Raw genomic sequence first — 16840 nt, forward strand, 5'->3', positions numbered from 1 at the left:
TCTGTGAATTGGTTGTCGTTAACTTTATTCTACAGAAGGGACTTCCTTTTTTGTATGGATTTTTTCATTTACACAAAATATTTTATACTCTCAAGTCAGAACATAACATAGATTGTTATTTCTAACTTCTTTTATTTTCTTTACTTAATTATTCAGAAATTTTTTGATTGCTTCTTGGTTTTTGGTCAAATCTAATTCCAGAACACTTCCGGAAGGCGTATTGTCGTTGAAGTCCCAACTGCCGTCTACTGGTACGGATAATGTATCAATCTTTTTATTATTGTTTTTGAGGAAATCCATACCACAATCCAGAAGCACACTTTCTGGAAGGTTCGTTTGGATACTACCAAGTAATTTCCCAACCGCTTTGGGTAGCTTGAATATTGAAGTTACGTCTTTCAGCTGCTGAGAGATAGCTTTGATCACTTGCTGCTGCCTTCTGATCCTCCCGAAGTCTCCTTCTTTGTCTTCCCGAAATCGAGCATACTGGAGTAAAGTATTACCATCCATCACTTGCTCTCCTTTGTTTATATATACGCCATCTAAATCTAGAGATTTTTCTGCATCGATCTTGACTCCACCAGGAAACAGTTCATTAACGCAATCGATAAAATCTTGAAATGTGATACTTGCATAATAGGGAGCTTAAAATTTGAAATTTTCCTTTAATGTTTGATTTAATAAATCAACTCCCCCATAAGAGTAAGCTACATTTATCTTATTCATTCCGTAACCTGGAATATCGACATATGAATCTCTCATGATAGAGATCAGTTTTGCTTGTTGTGTTTTCTGGTTGTATTGTGCAACCAGAAGTGAATCCGAGCGACCGTTTTCGTCTTTCGAACGAGCATCTGAACCAATCAAAGCCACATTTAGTGTGGTAGGGACACTTTTCGGCTCTACCTTTTTCACAGTTGAACTCTGTTTTGCAGACGAAAATCCATGGATAAACTCAATCGAAAAATAGCCAACTACTAATGTAAGCAGTAACAAAATAGATAATATGATTTTTTGAGATACTTTCATTGCGAATTCCTCTTTCTAAAAGAACCTCTCGCTTGAAAAATAAAAGATTGTACTTTATGATAATTCAAACTGAGAGTTTCTCAGTTTCTCTTTATTGTTTTTCAGTTCGATAGAGCGGCAACTCTTCGGCCTGTATCTTTGAAGAAATATTCAACGTGATTCCGATTCCTAAAGAAAGGATCAGATAACTTGTTCCTCCGTAGCTAACAAATGGCAATGGCACACCAGTCATTGGCATCAGCCCCGCGATACTTCCCACGTTCATTATCGTCTGAACGAATAGCAAAGTTCCGAATCCTAAAAGAAACAATCCAGCTTGCTGATTTTTACAGCGACTGCTTAAACAAAAGATTCTCATGCATAATGAGAACAATAAGAAAAGCACACACAATGCACCGATTAGCCCAAGCTCTTCTGTAATAATCGAAAAAATAAAATCTGTTTCTGTCTCTGGAAGATACCCTTTTTTTGTGATACTATTTCCTAATCCCCGCCCAAATATGCCACCATTATATAGTGCATAAAACGAATGGGTCATTTGATAGCCCGCACCATGACTATCGATAAAAGGATCTCTTAAAGTCGCGATCCTTTCATAAGCATGATTAAACATCTGTGGAAGCCAACCTTTATTTCCTAAATATAATACCCCGCCTGCTGCTCCAATCAGCAATGCAGAAAAAGTAACGATTAGATAGATCCCTTTTTTAAATGGAACCGCCGCTGCCCAAAATATGATCCACGCAATCGAAAGGATCATCAATGCTCCAGCAATCTTTGGCTGGAATAAAATCAGAAAAGTTATACCTACTGTAATCAGGAATGGTTTTTTTAGATCTTTTGGGCTACTATTTCCGTCACGAAAAAACCAGCTTAAATAAAAAATCAAAAAAAGATTTGCCAGTTCAGAAGGCTGGAATTGAATGCCAAACAGAGAGATCCAACGTTGTGCGCCATTGACAGTGACACCGAATATCCCTATTCTTACTAATACTAAAAAGAAAATTGATAAGGCTAAACCGTATCCTGCTATTTTAGGGTGAAGTAAATAGTGTAGTTTGACTGAACGAGCTAAGAAGATCACGCTCCAACTCAAAAATATGAAAATTAGTTGACGCAATAATAGACTTTTTGTATTTTCATCGGCTTGCAATAAACGATAAGAACTGGCACTGTATACTTCTAAAAGACCGATCATGGACAAAGTCAAATAAGGACCCAAAATCCACCAATCGATCTTTTTTCTTTTTTTCACCGCATCTCCTCCTCACACAGCAATCCACTTGTCAGGTGAGGAGCGAGTTTGTCTCATCAAATAAGTCAGTCACAAAAATATAAAGAAAAGGTCAGAAACCTTTTCGAACAAGAATTCTGACCTAGCATCATCTCATCGTCCGAGTTTTAGCACTATACAACGTAAAGAAAACATTCTTAGCTATTGGAAAAAGCCTTAATCCGACAGTTTCTGTTTTACCCATTGGCGACTTTCGACGTTTCTGGGCAACAGCCTATGTTTGTATAGGAGCCTCACCTAACAAGGTTATTACTATATTCTATTTACGATTTCATGATAGACTTTTCCTAATGATTAGGCAATGGAATTTGAAATGAAATAGTGAAATTTAACAATCTTTAATATTTTTTAGAAAAAAATAACAAATAAGTTGAAAGAATCCCGTTGCAAATTCTTTCAGTTGCACCAGGATTCTTTGATAATTTTTAGTTTTATGTGTTTTTTCACTTTTCGGAATAAATATTTATTTGTTAAAGTAATTAAACAATCCGCTAATCGTTTGATCTGGCATTTCTATTTCCTTACCATCTAAAGTAACAGTAGTAACGACAAAATGGTCTTGCAATGGCGGAACTTCTAAGTACTGCCCTTGCAGAAAATCATTCACTGTTTCATATTCTTTTTTCATTTCTTTTGAATCTGTCGATGGTTTATAGCTTATTTTTAACATAACTAGTGCTCCTTTTTATTCGGGACGTGCAATCGTGAAAATTTCTCCTATTGCTGCATAATCATTTCCTGCCAAACGGCTTACAGCATTCAATTTTCTTGGATCGATCCTTCCTGTCTTATCATCATAGACTGTTTCATTTAAATGATATTTCTGTACTTCTAGCAAAAATAAATCAGCTGTTACTTTATTTTTATTCCGTATCTCGACATGTTCATACAAGGATGTTTCAAAACGAACTTTTGCTTCTGTCAATGCTGGTACTGAAATGATTACTGAATCAGTTAAAGTCAAGTCAGTCAGGTACAGTTCGCTTTCCTCATTAGGCAGATTGGCTGCTGTTTTATTTACTTCTTCTACGTTGTCCTCATCAAGGATATGGATAACAGCTTCTCTTGTCTCAAGAATATTCTTTGCTGTGTCTTTTACTGCATCTTGTTTTCTCTGGATCGCCAAGGATAAGATGGGTGGATTCGAACTGACGATATTGAAGTAACTGAAGGGTGCGATATTCACTATATCTTTTGCTGATTTAGTCGTTACTACTGCTACTGGTCTAGGGATGACTGAACCAATCAGCAACTTGTAATTTTCACGTTCTGTCAATTCTGAAGGACTCCGTTCAAACATGGTTTCGCCTTCTTTCTATAAAATTCGTTAAAAAGCAGATCTTGAAGACAAAATGAAAAGTAATGCTTTTTTCATCTTCTTAGAATCTGCTTTAAACTATCTATCAATTTTTCTTTTTTGTCAAGAATCTGTACCGTGCGTGTTTTTTAGTTATTTGCTTTACTTGCGGCTTCGACATATCTTTTAGTGATCAATTGCGGACGGGTGATAATAGATCCAACTACGACTGAAAAAGCACCTAATTCATATGCTTTCTCTACTTGTTCAGGAGAGTCAGTATGTCCTTCCATAATTACTGGGATATCGACTTGTTCTATGATTTGATTCAATAAATCAAAATCAGGTGTCTGCGTCTTTCGTGAATATTCTGTATAGCCTGCTAAAGTCGTAGACAAAAGATCAAAACCATCTTCTTGCGCTTGAATCGCTTCCTCAAAAGTCGAAATATCTGCCATAGCTAACCGACCGTGTTCGTGAATCATTTGGACAAGTTCAGCAGTTGTTTTTTCTGTCGGACGTTTACGAGAAGTTGCATCCAGTGCAATGATTTCTGCTTGCGTCTCCAAAAGTTCTTCCACTTCTTTTTCTGTCGCAGTAATAAACACTTCTGACCCATCGTAATCTCTTTTGATAATCCCTATTACCGGTAAATCAACGATTCGCTTGATTTCATTGATATCTTCTGTCGTATTTGCTCGAATACCAACTGCTCCGCCTTCTTTTGCAGCCAAAGCCATTCTCCCCATAATAAAAGAACTGTGTAGCGGCTCGTTTTCCAAAGCTTGACAAGAAACGACGACTCCGCCTTTGATTTGTTCCAGTGTATCCACAATATCTCCTCCAGTAATGTTATATAAAAATACAGCTTCATATAAAAATGTAACCCTTTTCTATTCAGGAGTCAATAATGAGCTATTTCTTTCAGCAGACCTTTCTTACTAAAAGAAAATTACTTCAAATTCTTCGTATACGACCAGCTTCTCTTCTGTAAATTCTATGTTCAACGCTTCTTTATAAGCATGTTTAAAAAACTCAGCATGGACTTTCCGCCAATAAACTAATGTCCGATCCCCTTCTACTTCTTTCCAAGCATGCTCTTTCGTGACTTCACTAAAAGGCAAGATGGTCACATTTATATTTTTGATGATACAAACTGGTTCATTTTTTCCATTCAGGACCACGTCTAATTGACCAACTTTTGGTAAAGGCTCATTCTCTTGTTTATACAGATCGTAACCACTTGATGTACCAGTCTTTATCTTTTTTACAACTAGTTCGCTCAACTCGTCTGCCATTTTTTCTGTATCCTCAAATGAAAAGAAACCTAATTTTTCTGATTGATAACTAGGATATTTTTTTTGGAACTTTTTGACATATTCTTCTACTTGCTGATACATAACATCCACCCCTTTGCTTTTTATAATGAAAAAACCATCCAGATACTAGTATAAACAATTATCTGGATGGTGAGCATAATGAATTATTGAATATTCAAGACACGCAGACTATCTTCAACGATTTGTTTTGGTGTTAAATGATAACGTTCATAAAGCTGCCCTACAGGAACGCTATCCGTGAATTCTTTCTCTGCACCAAAATTTAATACGTTCATTGAAGAATCACCATAATAACGACTGATATTTTCGCCAAATCCTCCTGACAAACTACCATCTTCTAATGTGATGACTAATTCATGTGTTTCTTTTAATTTATCTAATGTTTCTACGTCATTTTCTGTGATCGTTCCTGGATTGATCAACGTTGCTTCGATTCCTTTTTTTCTAAAAGCTTTTACTGTTTCTTTTCCTAATTCAAGAAAACCGCCTAAAGCTAAAATTGCTACTTTTCCTCCATTATTTACTGTTTGATAGGCTGGAATACTATAATCATTTGCGATAGCTGTACCATGTTCTACACCATGTGTAGGAATCCGGATTGCTACAGGCTGCGCTGTTTGTTCGAACGCCCAATCTAGCATAGAGATCATATCCTCTTTTGTTGCTGGAGCAAGATATTTGATGTTCGGTATACTTGATAAGTAAGGAATGTCAAATGTTCCTTGGTGTGTTCGGTCACTAGCTGAGATCGTTCCGCCACCGACTAAAATAATCACTGGATTCTCGTTGATCGCTAAATCATGTGATAATTGATCATATGCCCGTTGCAAGAAAGTACTTGATTGGAAGACGACTGGACGTACTCCCTGAGAAGCCAAAGCAGAAGCGAAAGTGATAGAGTGCTGTTCAGCGATCCCCACGTCAAAATAATGATCTGGATGTTTTTCTTGGAATGTTTTCAGTCCAAAGGCGCCTGGTATCGCTGCATTGACTGCGGCAATAGGAGCTGTACTTGTTTGCATTTTCTTATCCAAATAATCCATGATGATCATATTAAATGTTTCTCCAGAAGTTACTTGCTTTGCCTCCCCAGTGGACAGATCAAATGGTACATGCCAATGATATTTCATTTTATTATCGATTGCCGGCTGATAACCGCGACCTTTTTCCGTATGTACGTGAAGTACAATCGGATGATCAATATCTTTTACTTCTTCAAATAAACGGATCACCGTTTCCAGATCGTTTCCATTATCCACGTAACGATAATCAAATCCCATTGCTTTAAATAGGTTATTGCTGCTTTTACCGTTGGTTTGACGAAGCTCAGCTAAGTTTTTATATAAACTGCCATGGTTCTCATCAATAGACATCTCATTATCGTTTACTAATACGATTAGATTGGATTGTAAAACACCACCATTGTTCAATCCTTCAAAAGCTAAGCCACCACTTAGGGAGCCGTCACCGATAAATGCTACCACATTTCCTGATTCTTTCTTCAGATCTCTCGCTTTAGCTAAACCTGTTGCTAAGCTGATAGATGTAGATGTGTGCCCCACTGTAAAATAGTCATGTTTACTTTCATGTTGGTTGGAATATCCGCTCACTTCACGGTAATGTCCTTTTTCAAAACCATTTTTTCGACCAGTTAAAAGCTTATGACCATAAGACTGATGGGAAACATCCCAAACGATTTTATCCTTTGGTGAATCAAATACATAATGAAACGCAATCGTTAATTCTACTACACCTAGATTCGGACCAACGTGCCCACCTACATCGCTGTCCTTTTGCAAGATTTTTTGGCGCATCTCTTCTGCCAACTGTTTCATTTCCTCAACAGATAATTTTTTGACATCTGCGGGGCTATTGATTGCATCCAATACATGTAATACTGTACTCATAATACATTCTCTCCTCCGTACTATCTTCTTTTAATGAAAATAGATTTGTTACACTTTATCTATTCTACTACTTAGAGTTGACTCTAAGTCAATAGCATTTTAAAAAAATTTCAGAGAAAGCTTGTTATATAAGTAGATCTTCGCACGAATCAGGACTCAAATAAAAACCTTCTACAGACAATTAAAAAGCTTTGTAGAAGGTCTCCTAATTAAGGTCTCATCAAGAAATATGTTTTTTTAATAGGTGAAGTTCCTGAGCAATATGATACAAATGGATGTTTGCACCTTTTAATGAGATTGGATAGATCTTTGTCTTTTCAGTTTCTAATCCATTTTGATAGCTAGCAGCATCGCACAAAACCACTCTTTTTTTCGCACATAGACATTCATCAGGCAATTCTTCTAATGAACGAAATAAAATAGGATTTATTTCGGCGATGCCTTCTTCCGCATACAAATGAAATTGGGTTCGATAAAAAAATTGTTTGACTGAACTTTCTGAAACAACAAAAATTTCTATTTCCTGTCTCCCCGCTTGTTCACTGTTGATCAAAGAAAGACTTTTGACGAATTTTCGAATGAAATTTTCATTCCATCTTAGTTGGATTTGATTTTTCTTTTTCCACTCTTCCAATATTTCTACAATTTTTCCGTACAGAAGTTGTTCTTTTTCTGATAGAAGATAGATCCTTTCCGGTAAAAATACTTGTCCATCTGCCCACAACGTACGGACAAATTGTAAAAAGGATTGCTTGAAAATAAAATTTTCTGCATCGTCGATTTCAGCGATACTAATAATCTGTAAAATCAATTCATTCAGTGATAGGTCATTGAGAACAAAATTTTTATAAACAACTTCGAAATCTTTTCTTAACAGCTCCATGTTCTCATTGGTATAATTTCTACTGTTGAACAAGGAAAAAATATAATAGACATCTTCTTCTTGTAAGTCTAGAATTCCTTTTTGCTCTTCCAATCCTTGACAAACTAATTGAAATAACGGCTTCGTTTCTGCGCTTTTCTTATCTTCTTCTTTCAGTCCAAGGGGAAATGCCTTTCTTCCGATTGCGATCTCTATTCCTCGTATGATAAAGGACTTTTCATCTTCCGAATATCTTCTTTTAAAAAAATGAGTCTCTACATAATCAATCAACTCGTTACAAGCTTCTTCTACATACGGATTTTTATTTTCATAGCCTTCCCAATTGACATAGCGTACTAAAGCTAGCAAGATGTTCCGCGAGTCAAATTCTGGGATAATGATTTCTTTATTTTTCAAATAATCATTTTCTTTAAAAAATCCAATACGATTTTTTTGATTGTATATACTTTGCTCAAAGAAATAAATTCAAGATCAGCCAGTTCTGTACTCGTGAATATACCATCAAAATAATAACTTAAAAACTTTAAAAAATAAGATTGACCGTACAGAAACTGTGTGAGCTCAGAAAGAGCAATACCATGTTTGAATACGAGTTTATACTTATGCTTCTCTCTTACTTGTTCTTTTATACAATATTCTAGACACTCGGCTAGACTTTCTAGATCGTGAAGGATCGTTGGTGTAGTCACCCTTAGAGAAATAGCTGTTTGTTCGATATCTATTTCTTGGAATTCAAATAATTGTTCACACAGATACACTTTTCTAAATATATTTCGCTCGATGTAATTTTCCAGCATTCCTGATACACGCCTCCAGTTTTTCTTATGAGTTTATTTAATCATATCTGTAAATCATATTTTTGTTTCCTTTTTATTTAGAAAAGCCCTTTCAAAAACCAATAAAAAAAGAAACTGGGACAAAAGTCAAACAAGCTCACAATTTCAGCCTCATTGTAGGTAACTTTGAGCCGTTTGGACTTTTACCCCAGCCTCTTTCAAGAATGGTTATTCAAAGATGTCAGCGTCTAGTTCTTTGACTACATCTTTCAACAATTGGATACCAGCTGCGCTGTTACCAAATGGATCTAGTGCCGGGCTGAAGACACCTATGCCGTAACGATTTGGCACAGCTGCCATCAACCCGCCGCCTACACCGCTTTTTGCAGGTACACCAACATGGACGGAAAACTCTCCTGATTCATCATACAAACCAGCAGTTGTCATAATTGATTTGACGATTGTAGCACTTTCTTCAGTAATGATTTGTTTGCCATCCCAAGGAGCAATTCCTTTATTTGCCAGCACAGCAGCTAATTTTGCTATGCCTGTAGCGGTGACATTGAGGGAGCATTGTCTGAAATAAGCATCGAGTATCTCCGGTACGTCTCCTTCGATCATTTGATTACCTTTCATATAGTAAGCAAGAGAGCGATTGATATCACCTGTTCTTGATTCAGAATGATAGATTTCTTCATTCAATGTGATATTAGGATCATCACAGATCTCTTTCATAAATGACAAGATTCGCTCAAATTTTTCATCTGCATCTTTACCGGCAATCAACGAGGTTGTTGCAATCGCTCCTGCATTAACAAAAGGATTCATTGGATGTTTGCGATGATTGATTTCCATATTCATGATAGAATTGAAGGCAAAACCGGTTGGTTCCGTGTTGATTGTTTGAAAGACTTTTTCTATTCCGTTGTCTTTGATTGCTAATAACAATACGGGAACTTTTGACATGCTTTCGATGGCAAAGCGCACATCGGCATCTCCTCCCTCAATCAGTTGTTTTGTATCCAAATCATAAATCGCCATACCTAATTGTTTAGGATCCACTTCAGCTAATGCTGGAATGTAATCCGCCACTTGTCCTGTTTGATAATAGTGGAAATTTTTTCCAATCAATTGTTCTAATTCTTTTACTTCCATTTGAATAACCAGCTTTCATTTTTTATTTTTCTGCATGCTGGAATTTATGACGGCATGCGTAGATCGTAAATGGAATAACTAAGACGATAAGATAAGAAACAATCAGAATCGTTTCATAAATCCCATGCTGTCCAGCTGCGATACTAGCAGGTGGAACAAATGAGATACAAAAAGCAAAAAGTGAAGTCAAAAGACCTAAACAAGCAACGATTACTTTTACAACTTTTCCGCCTGGAACCTGATAGGCTCTTTCAAGACTGTCATCTTTAAAAACCAGCTTCAAATAGCCCGCGAAAAACATAAAGTACAACATCAGGTAGATTACAACAGTCAATGACATCGCTGCAAGAAATGAAAGATTATTCCCCCCGCCGCTTAATGTAAAGACGGCTGCCCAGATTGTTGCAACGATCCCATTGGCGATCATCAAATGAGCAGGAACACCGTGTGTGTTTTCTTTTGCAAAATATTCAGGAAGTAATCCTTCTTCTGCTGCTACGTGAAGTGCTTTTGAAGGAGAGGTTACCCAAGAAGCAATTTCTCCGATGACACCTAAACAAACAAGAATCGCAAGAATTTTCGCAATCCATGCAAGATTTGGATCAATGTGTCTTAATAGGAATTCTAACGATTGAATCACCCCTGTATTAAGAGACAAACCATGTTGAGGTACTGTAGTAGCGACGGTCAATCCGCCAAAAGTATCTAAAATGATTGCCAGAATAACCAATACAAACATTGCTAATGGATAATTCTTTTTAGGGTTTTCCATTTCATTTGCATGACTGGCAGATGTTTCTACGCCCATATATGCTAAAATAAAGGAAACAAAAACAACCAGCGTAGGCAATTTCGAAAAATCAGGAATCAATGTTTTCATAGACAGTGTCGTTTGTAGTGGAGCGCCTGAAGCGACATAATGGATCCCTAAGCCAAACAGGACTAATGCTGGCAACAAGATACCAGCTACAAAACCGATCCGAGCAATCAATGAAGTGTATTTGGTTCCTTTTAACTGTGAGAGTAAAATAGCCCAGAAAATAATCAATAGGATTGCCAATTTCAGATATTTATTGTTTTGTATAGCACCAATACCCGTTGCATAGGATAATGCACCAGTTAAGAAATACAGCATGGTCAAGTAGCCAACTGTTATCTCAAACCATTGGAAAAAGATTGCGGCAAAACCGAATCGTTTTCCCAATGTGCGACTGACCCAAGTATAGACACCGCCTTTTTCCCATCCTTTCACCGTTGCCATCTCTGCTGCGCACAATGCCACAGGGATAAACCATAGCAAACCGCCTAATAACAAGAAAAATACTAAGCTGAAGCCTGAGGTCGCGAATGTGGGATATTCATATAATGAAACGACCATTGAGATGGTCATAGCCAAAAAGCCAAAGAACGTTAATTTTTTTGCAGGAATTTTCGTTTTGCTTTGTTGCATGAATCTTCCTCTTTTCTATTTGAATTTGTTTCAATTGAGTTTGTTGCCAAAGAAGAAAAAGTCCAATCCTTCTTCTTGTTCTTCTTTTGTAGTAGTGATCGTTGTAAAATGCATCGCCGATTTTAAAATCACTGTTGTCAGCACATAGGCATACACGGCAGTAATGATGACACCAATCACTTGAATCCCTAAGAAGTACCAGCTGCTTGGATTCGTTAGTAGATGGCTGTTAGATGCAAAGATCCCTATCAGAATCGTACCTGTGAATCCGCCCATGCCATGAACACCCCACACATCAAGTGCATCATCCCATTGTTTCTTTTTACGAAAATCAACAGCAGCATGACAGACGATACCCGCAATGATCCCAATCAGCATGGCACTTTTTGCTTCTACATAACCGGCACAAGGCGTAATGGCTGCCAATCCAGCAACGGATCCTGTTAGTACGTCGACAAAATCAAAGCCATTTCCTTTTACTTTTGCAATGATCAGCCAAGTAATCATCGCAAATGCAAGAGCGATGAATGTTGAACCAAATGCATTGACTGCTTGTTCATCTGCTCGAAGTGCACCACCGGAATTAAAACCGAACCAGCCAAACCAAAGCAGTCCTGTACCGATAGCAGCTGCCATAAGACTGCTATGCTGACTTCTTTCTCCTAAAGGAATCTTTCTTTGACCAAGTGTGAGGATACATGCTAAAGAGCCGAATCCAGCTGTCGTGTGGATGACTGCTCCACCAGCGAAATCTCTAAATCCCATCTGATCCAAAAATCCGCCGCCCCATATCCAGTGGCAAACAGGGAAATAAATCAGCAGATTCCAAAAAATAACAAGTATAATATAGCCTTTTAAATTCAATCTTCCTGCAAAAGCTCCTGTCATCAAAGGAACGGTAATCACGATAAACATCAGTTGGTAAAGAAAGAACATTAAAAATGGAATCGTTGCACCATGAAACATGTTGGGGAAGCTTGTAACATGTCTCATCAAAAAGAAATCTGCCGGGTTTCCAATAACACCGCCGATATCCCGTCCAAAGGCCAATCCGAATCCACCAAATACCCACATAATCGTTGTTATCCCAACGGAGAGAAAAGATTGAGACATGATCGTTAGTATATTATTCTTCCGTGCTAATCCGCCGTAAAAAAATGCTAGACCAGGAGTCATCAGGCAAACCATTGCTGTACATAAAATCATGAATGCTGTATCTCCTGTATTGATAGGTAATGTATTCATTTTTTTCGCCTCCTTTCTACGATTACGAGTATAAAAGAAGGTGTAGTTGTTTTTTTCTTCTGTTTTTTTGAATTAATACTTGCATTTATAAAAGACAGACAATTAATAAAAGCTTGATGTGTTGTGCTCTTTTTCGTTTTTCACACAAATAAAGACAAAAAATAATCGGTCTTCTTTTTATAGAAAACCGTTTATTTTCGTCTTTTTTTATTTTTAAAGATATTTTTTCATAAGGAATAAAGAATACTTCATATAAAATATATAAAAAAGAACCGCAGCGAGTTTCGCTACGGTTCTCAAATTTGTTCTTCATTTCAACATAAGTTTTTCTTCAATTTGCTTATAATTTACGTGCAAAGAATGAAACGACTAATACTAAAATGATTGCACCGATCAATGATGGAATGATAGCCATTCCTGCAATTGTTGGTCCCCAAGTCCCTAGTAAAGCTTGTCCAATTGCTGAACCTACTAAACCAGCAATGATGTTTGCGATGATTCCCATTGATGATCCTTTATTCGTGATTGCTCCTGCAATTGCTCCAATGATACCGCCGACGATTAATGCCCAAATAAATCCCATTTTAAATTCCTCCTAACTGACTTCTTACTTCTTATTGTACACGTGGTTCGTTATTTTCTTTGACTTTTTGTGCACCTTTGCCTACAGCAGATTTTGCTTTATCTGTTTGGCGTGAAGCAAATTGTCCTGTTGATTTTGCTGCTTCTGTTACTTTGTCTTGTACTGTTTCTTGATCTTTTTGGTATTCTTCTTGTGTTTTGATATCTGCAACATTCACATTCACTTCGATAACATCTAAATGTGTCATATTGTTTACTTCAGTACTGATTAATTCTTTGATTTGGTTGTAAATATCTTCGATGTCTTTACCGTATTCTACGATCACATCTAGATCCACAGCTACTTGTTTCTTACCTACTTCTGTATTGATACCTGCTGTTACGTTATCTGTGTTGACTAATTTTTCAGCCATATTTGAGAAAAATCCGCCATCTAATGTCAATAGACCATCTACATCTTTCAATGCATAACCGATGATTTTTTGGATGACTTTGTCTTCATAAGTCAATTCACCATTCATCATGCGGTTTTCTCCTTTTTCATTTGCCAAAACTGATCCATTTGTTGTATTCATGTTTTTGTTTTCCATCTTTGTTTCCTCCTATGATTTAAAAAATTGATCAACTATTCCTGTCTGTTTCAAATAAAAACCGATTCCTGCGCCAATTGCTGTCATGATTATGATCAACAATGTCTTGAAAAATCCAATCGTTAACCATAAAACAGCTAGCAGTAGTCCAAGCCCCCCAAAGATAATAGGGAGCTTGTATGCTGAAAATAGTTCTTTCATTATTTGGCCCTCCTATTCCACTCGAGAGTGCTTGTAGTCTCTTGTATCTTCTTGTTCTTCATAACCGCTGTATGTGACTGCCACTTTGACCGTTTCTTTTGTTCCAAGTACTCTAGTCACTTCTTCTTCGATGTCTTGCATCAATACACCTGTTTTCCCTACTAATGAAGAAGTTCGTTTCAAGTCTCCGTTGACATGGATATGGATTCGATTTTTCGTTGAACGTATCCGTACTTTAGGTGAATGAATGAACTCTTCTTCGTGTAAATGGGAACGTACCAACCCTTCGATCGCTTTTTTGTCGATTGTTAGTTTGCCATCTTCCCGTTTCATAACGAAAGTTCCTCTTGACTTTGGATAGAAAAGAACGACTAGCAAGATGATAATAGCAAGAACGGCAAATACTACAGCTGCCCAGAAAATATATTGTTGCATGTAGTAATTCGTTAAAGTAAAGAAGCGAAATCGTTCCAATTGTTCAGGCATAATATACGGCGCATTGATCAACGCAATCGCTAGAAATACTGAAAGTAGCAGTAAACTCATGATAACACCGATTATTTTTAACCCCTTATTCATTTTCCACCTCCTATAAACTTATTTTTACCCTGTAAATAACTCTACCGACAATCACAGTATAGATAGCGAACAGTTAGCATAGCACCAGTAAATAAAGCGCTACCAAACATTGCTGGATCATAACGGCGTTTTATTGCCAGTCTGATACTGAAATAACAATTGCTTACTTATTCTCTATTTACTTTTGATTGCTGGCTATACTTAAAGGATATTATTCAAGATTAAAAATTGCAAAGATTATGCTCAGTTATTATTACAAGATTCTATTTATTTATTAAATTTTTTCGGAGAATTAAAAAATACAATAAATAACTTTAGTTACTTTAATGCGTTCTTACTTTATTTTTATATTATCATTTTTCTTATTCACTTCTTTGGTTTATACTATTCTTATAAATAAAAACGAGGTATGTCCTATGATGAAAAGATTGTACTATTCATTGATCATAACGATTGGCTATTTGATTGTATCAAATCTAGGAAATATGGTATTTGGTATCAGTAAAGAATTCAGTTGGACTACTACATTATGGGAATCTCTATTCTTTTTCATCTTCGTATTTTTGTTACAAAATTATCGAAAAAAATAAACATCTACCATCTATCTGTTGGCACATGTTTTAGGATTTATGGTACTTTTTATTCGGCAATCCATTTTATTTTTCTACTTCTTCTTAATACCTCTAACACTTTTGATTTATAAACTAATCCAATGCATCTACTTGCGCTTATTAAGCTATTTCAGCTAGATAGTACCACACCCCATGCGTCAATGCTTGATTTTCCTTTTGTATAACATTGTATAAGCAATAAAGGACAAATAAGTGATGATTACACCAAACCATTGAATAAGAAAAATTCTGATACGTAAATAAACATGAACTTGAAAAAATTAATGAATCGGTTAGCTACTACGTAGTTGTCTTTTTTCTCATACAGTTCTGTTAACTTACACTTCTCTTCGCTAGAGAATAAAAAATCCTCCAACTGTATTGTCCAATATAATCCCAGGCATCTAAACTAGCATTATAGAAGAGACACACATAGAATCTAAAATAACTGGTTTTAAATGTTTCTTACAATCAAAAAAAGCTGTTAAATGCACTCCACACCCTCATACTCTATCATTTTTTATAAACGATATATTTTTATTGTTTTTCGATAAAAAATAGTTGTTTTACAATAATTATTCTGCTATATTTTAGCTATCAAAGATAAAAGAGGGATAAAAATGAAATTTAAAACATTGCTATTAAAATTTGTCGTTTTAGGTATAAGTGCCGTATTTATTTTGTTCGGCGTACTTTTTTACACTCAGATCGCTACAAGCGAAAAAGGATTCAATTTTGATTGGCAGACCACATTATTTGTTTCTGTCATTTACTTTGCCCTTCTCCTAGGGATCGTTATTGCTTATTTCTTATTGAAACTATTGAAAAAAATCGAAGATAACCAAGCTTTTTCCACTCAAAGCTTAAACATACTAAAAAAAATCGAACGAACCATTTTGTTTATTGGTTTCGCTTTTTTTGGCTTACTTCCTAAATTTATGAAAGTAGCGGATTTAGACGATGCTCCAGGTTTGATGTTGGTAGGAATCGCTGTCGTATTCATTCCTTTTGCAGTATACACATTAACAAGCGTGCTGGAAAAACTGCTTGAACATGCGATTTTACTTAAGACAGATCATGATTTGACAGTGTGAGGTGCGACATGGCAATTATCGTTAATTTAGATGTAGTATTAGCTCAAAAAAAAATGAGTGTGACTGAATTGAGTGAGAAAGTGGGCATTACGATGGCAAACATCTCTATTCTAAAAAATGGAAAAGCAAAAGCCATCCGTTTTTCCACTCTCGAAAAAATCTGCCAAGTTTTGGAGTGTCAACCGGGTGATTTGTTGACCTATAAAAATGACTCGAATACTATACCAGAAGAATAAAATAAAGTAGAACAAACAGTAAATAAAAAATAATCTGAATGATAGATGTGTGAGACTTTTAGAAGTTATTTACGTCTATTATTCAGATTTTTTATTTCGATTGAATACCGTTTTATCTATAAATAAGATATGTACTGACTCATACAAAGGGGGCCTTTTCTTCTCCATGTACTATCACTTTTCCTGATACAACAGGTTTCCTGTTACGTTGTAGTTGGATCTGCTTTTAGTATAATACTTTATTCATTCCACCAGACTGATAGCAGTTTGAGCAGTCTAAATAATCATGTAGTATTAAAGGCCATTCTGTTTCATACCTTGAAGTGCTTAAAACTTCAGCTAATGGCCCATTGTGTTAACTCTTACTCCATTCTTTTTTAGTAAACTCCCATATATACTGTAAAGCCTTCTATATATTATGTCATGTTGCTTTTTACCATTTACTATGTAGTTTTGATAAAATGATTTGAATAACAGGGGAGCGTCAATAATTTTGTGTAAATAAATTGTCCTCCTGCAAAATAATTAGTTACTCAGTAAACATTGAAACTAATGTATCGGTTACCTGTTG

The 16840-nt window shown here is 36.1% G+C and carries 17 protein-coding genes, 2 pseudogenes and 1 riboswitch; of the genes and pseudogenes, 3 read left to right on the forward strand and 16 right to left on the reverse strand.

The genetic code is table 11. From position 1 onward, the window contains the following. Nucleotides 1-144: 144 nt before the first annotated feature. The 16 genes and pseudogenes from DIZ30_RS02655 to amaP all read right to left on the reverse strand — a co-directional run bounded on the left by DIZ30_RS02655 (nucleotide 145) and on the right by amaP (nucleotide 14328). Nucleotides 145-1029: pseudogene (locus DIZ30_RS02655) on the reverse strand (LCP family protein). A gap of 91 nt (nucleotides 1030-1120) precedes the next feature. After that, complete coding sequence (locus DIZ30_RS02660) at nucleotides 1121-2284, reverse strand: FtsW/RodA/SpoVE family cell cycle protein (RefSeq protein WP_002327010.1); 1164 nt, start codon at nucleotides 2282-2284, stop codon at nucleotides 1121-1123. Between the two features lie 124 nt (nucleotides 2285-2408). Next, a riboswitch (M-box (ykoK) riboswitch) is annotated at nucleotides 2409-2575 on the reverse strand. A 211-nt stretch (nucleotides 2576-2786) separates the two neighbouring features. Next, on the reverse strand, nucleotides 2787-2993 hold the full coding sequence (locus DIZ30_RS02665) for a hypothetical protein (protein WP_002287763.1): 207 nt from the start codon (nucleotides 2991-2993) through the stop codon (nucleotides 2787-2789). Between the two features lie 15 nt (nucleotides 2994-3008). Then, nucleotides 3009-3623, reverse strand: a complete 615-nt coding sequence (locus DIZ30_RS02670; RefSeq protein WP_002297470.1) for a flavin reductase family protein — start codon at nucleotides 3621-3623, stop codon at nucleotides 3009-3011. Nucleotides 3624-3769: 146 nt separating this feature from the next. Beyond that, a complete protein-coding gene (locus DIZ30_RS02675; RefSeq protein ID WP_109023075.1) occupies nucleotides 3770-4453 on the reverse strand; it encodes an N-acetylmannosamine-6-phosphate 2-epimerase in 684 nt (227 codons plus the stop codon). Between the two features lie 108 nt (nucleotides 4454-4561). Continuing rightward, nucleotides 4562-5020, reverse strand: coding sequence for an ASCH domain-containing protein (locus tag DIZ30_RS02680; RefSeq protein WP_109023076.1), 459 nt, complete (start codon nucleotides 5018-5020; stop codon nucleotides 4562-4564). An 83-nt stretch (nucleotides 5021-5103) separates the two neighbouring features. Then, nucleotides 5104-6867: a 1-deoxy-D-xylulose-5-phosphate synthase gene (locus DIZ30_RS02685; protein ID WP_002287770.1), complete on the reverse strand. Its 1764-nt coding sequence runs from the start codon at nucleotides 6865-6867 to the stop codon at nucleotides 5104-5106. 220 nt (nucleotides 6868-7087) lie between these two features. Then, nucleotides 7088-8547 (reverse strand): annotated as a pseudogene (locus DIZ30_RS13620) (hypothetical protein). A gap of 207 nt (nucleotides 8548-8754) precedes the next feature. Further along, nucleotides 8755-9681 carry a glutaminase A gene (gene glsA, locus DIZ30_RS02700; protein ID WP_002297464.1) on the reverse strand — a complete coding sequence of 309 codons (927 nt, stop codon included), beginning with the start codon at nucleotides 9679-9681 and terminating at the stop codon, nucleotides 8755-8757. Between the two features lie 22 nt (nucleotides 9682-9703). Further along, the gene (locus DIZ30_RS02705; protein ID WP_109023077.1) at nucleotides 9704-11131 is read right to left on the reverse strand and encodes an amino acid permease; all 1428 of its coding nucleotides are present in this window, start codon (nucleotides 11129-11131) and stop codon (nucleotides 9704-9706) included. Nucleotides 11132-11161: 30 nt separating this feature from the next. Then, nucleotides 11162-12376 carry an ammonium transporter gene (locus DIZ30_RS02710; RefSeq protein ID WP_002296683.1) on the reverse strand — a complete coding sequence of 405 codons (1215 nt, stop codon included), beginning with the start codon at nucleotides 12374-12376 and terminating at the stop codon, nucleotides 11162-11164. An 85-nt stretch (nucleotides 12377-12461) separates the two neighbouring features. After that, the gene (locus DIZ30_RS13900; protein ID WP_002297461.1) at nucleotides 12462-12689 is read right to left on the reverse strand and encodes a hypothetical protein; all 228 of its coding nucleotides are present in this window, start codon (nucleotides 12687-12689) and stop codon (nucleotides 12462-12464) included. A gap of 27 nt (nucleotides 12690-12716) precedes the next feature. Continuing rightward, on the reverse strand, nucleotides 12717-12959 hold the full coding sequence (locus tag DIZ30_RS02720) for a GlsB/YeaQ/YmgE family stress response membrane protein (protein ID WP_002290686.1): 243 nt from the start codon (nucleotides 12957-12959) through the stop codon (nucleotides 12717-12719). A gap of 31 nt (nucleotides 12960-12990) precedes the next feature. Next, nucleotides 12991-13548, reverse strand: coding sequence for an Asp23/Gls24 family envelope stress response protein (locus tag DIZ30_RS02725; protein WP_002295944.1), 558 nt, complete (start codon nucleotides 13546-13548; stop codon nucleotides 12991-12993). Nucleotides 13549-13560: 12 nt separating this feature from the next. Beyond that, nucleotides 13561-13749, reverse strand: coding sequence for a DUF2273 domain-containing protein (locus tag DIZ30_RS02730; protein ID WP_002290682.1), 189 nt, complete (start codon nucleotides 13747-13749; stop codon nucleotides 13561-13563). Between the two features lie 12 nt (nucleotides 13750-13761). Next, entirely contained in the window at nucleotides 13762-14328 is a 567-nt protein-coding gene (amaP, locus tag DIZ30_RS02735) for an alkaline shock response membrane anchor protein AmaP (protein ID WP_002297459.1), read from the reverse strand. Nucleotides 14329-14744: 416 nt separating this feature from the next. Here amaP and DIZ30_RS13490 point away from each other — a divergent pair, with 416 nt between their 5' ends. The 3 genes from DIZ30_RS13490 (at nucleotide 14745) to DIZ30_RS02745 (ending at nucleotide 16269) form a co-directional block, all read left to right on the forward strand. Beyond that, the gene (locus DIZ30_RS13490) at nucleotides 14745-14918 is read left to right on the forward strand and encodes a hypothetical protein (RefSeq protein ID WP_002291299.1); all 174 of its coding nucleotides are present in this window, start codon (nucleotides 14745-14747) and stop codon (nucleotides 14916-14918) included. A 641-nt stretch (nucleotides 14919-15559) separates the two neighbouring features. Continuing rightward, a complete protein-coding gene (locus tag DIZ30_RS02740; RefSeq protein WP_002295138.1) occupies nucleotides 15560-16033 on the forward strand; it encodes a DUF2975 domain-containing protein in 474 nt (157 codons plus the stop codon). A gap of 8 nt (nucleotides 16034-16041) precedes the next feature. Beyond that, complete coding sequence (locus DIZ30_RS02745) at nucleotides 16042-16269, forward strand: helix-turn-helix transcriptional regulator (RefSeq protein ID WP_002295139.1); 228 nt, start codon at nucleotides 16042-16044, stop codon at nucleotides 16267-16269. Nucleotides 16270-16840: the final 571 nt, after the last annotated feature.

It is taken from the genome of Enterococcus sp. H57 (genome assembly GCF_003112495.1).
Classification (GTDB): Bacteria; Bacillota; Bacilli; order Lactobacillales; family Enterococcaceae; genus Enterococcus_B; species Enterococcus_B faecium.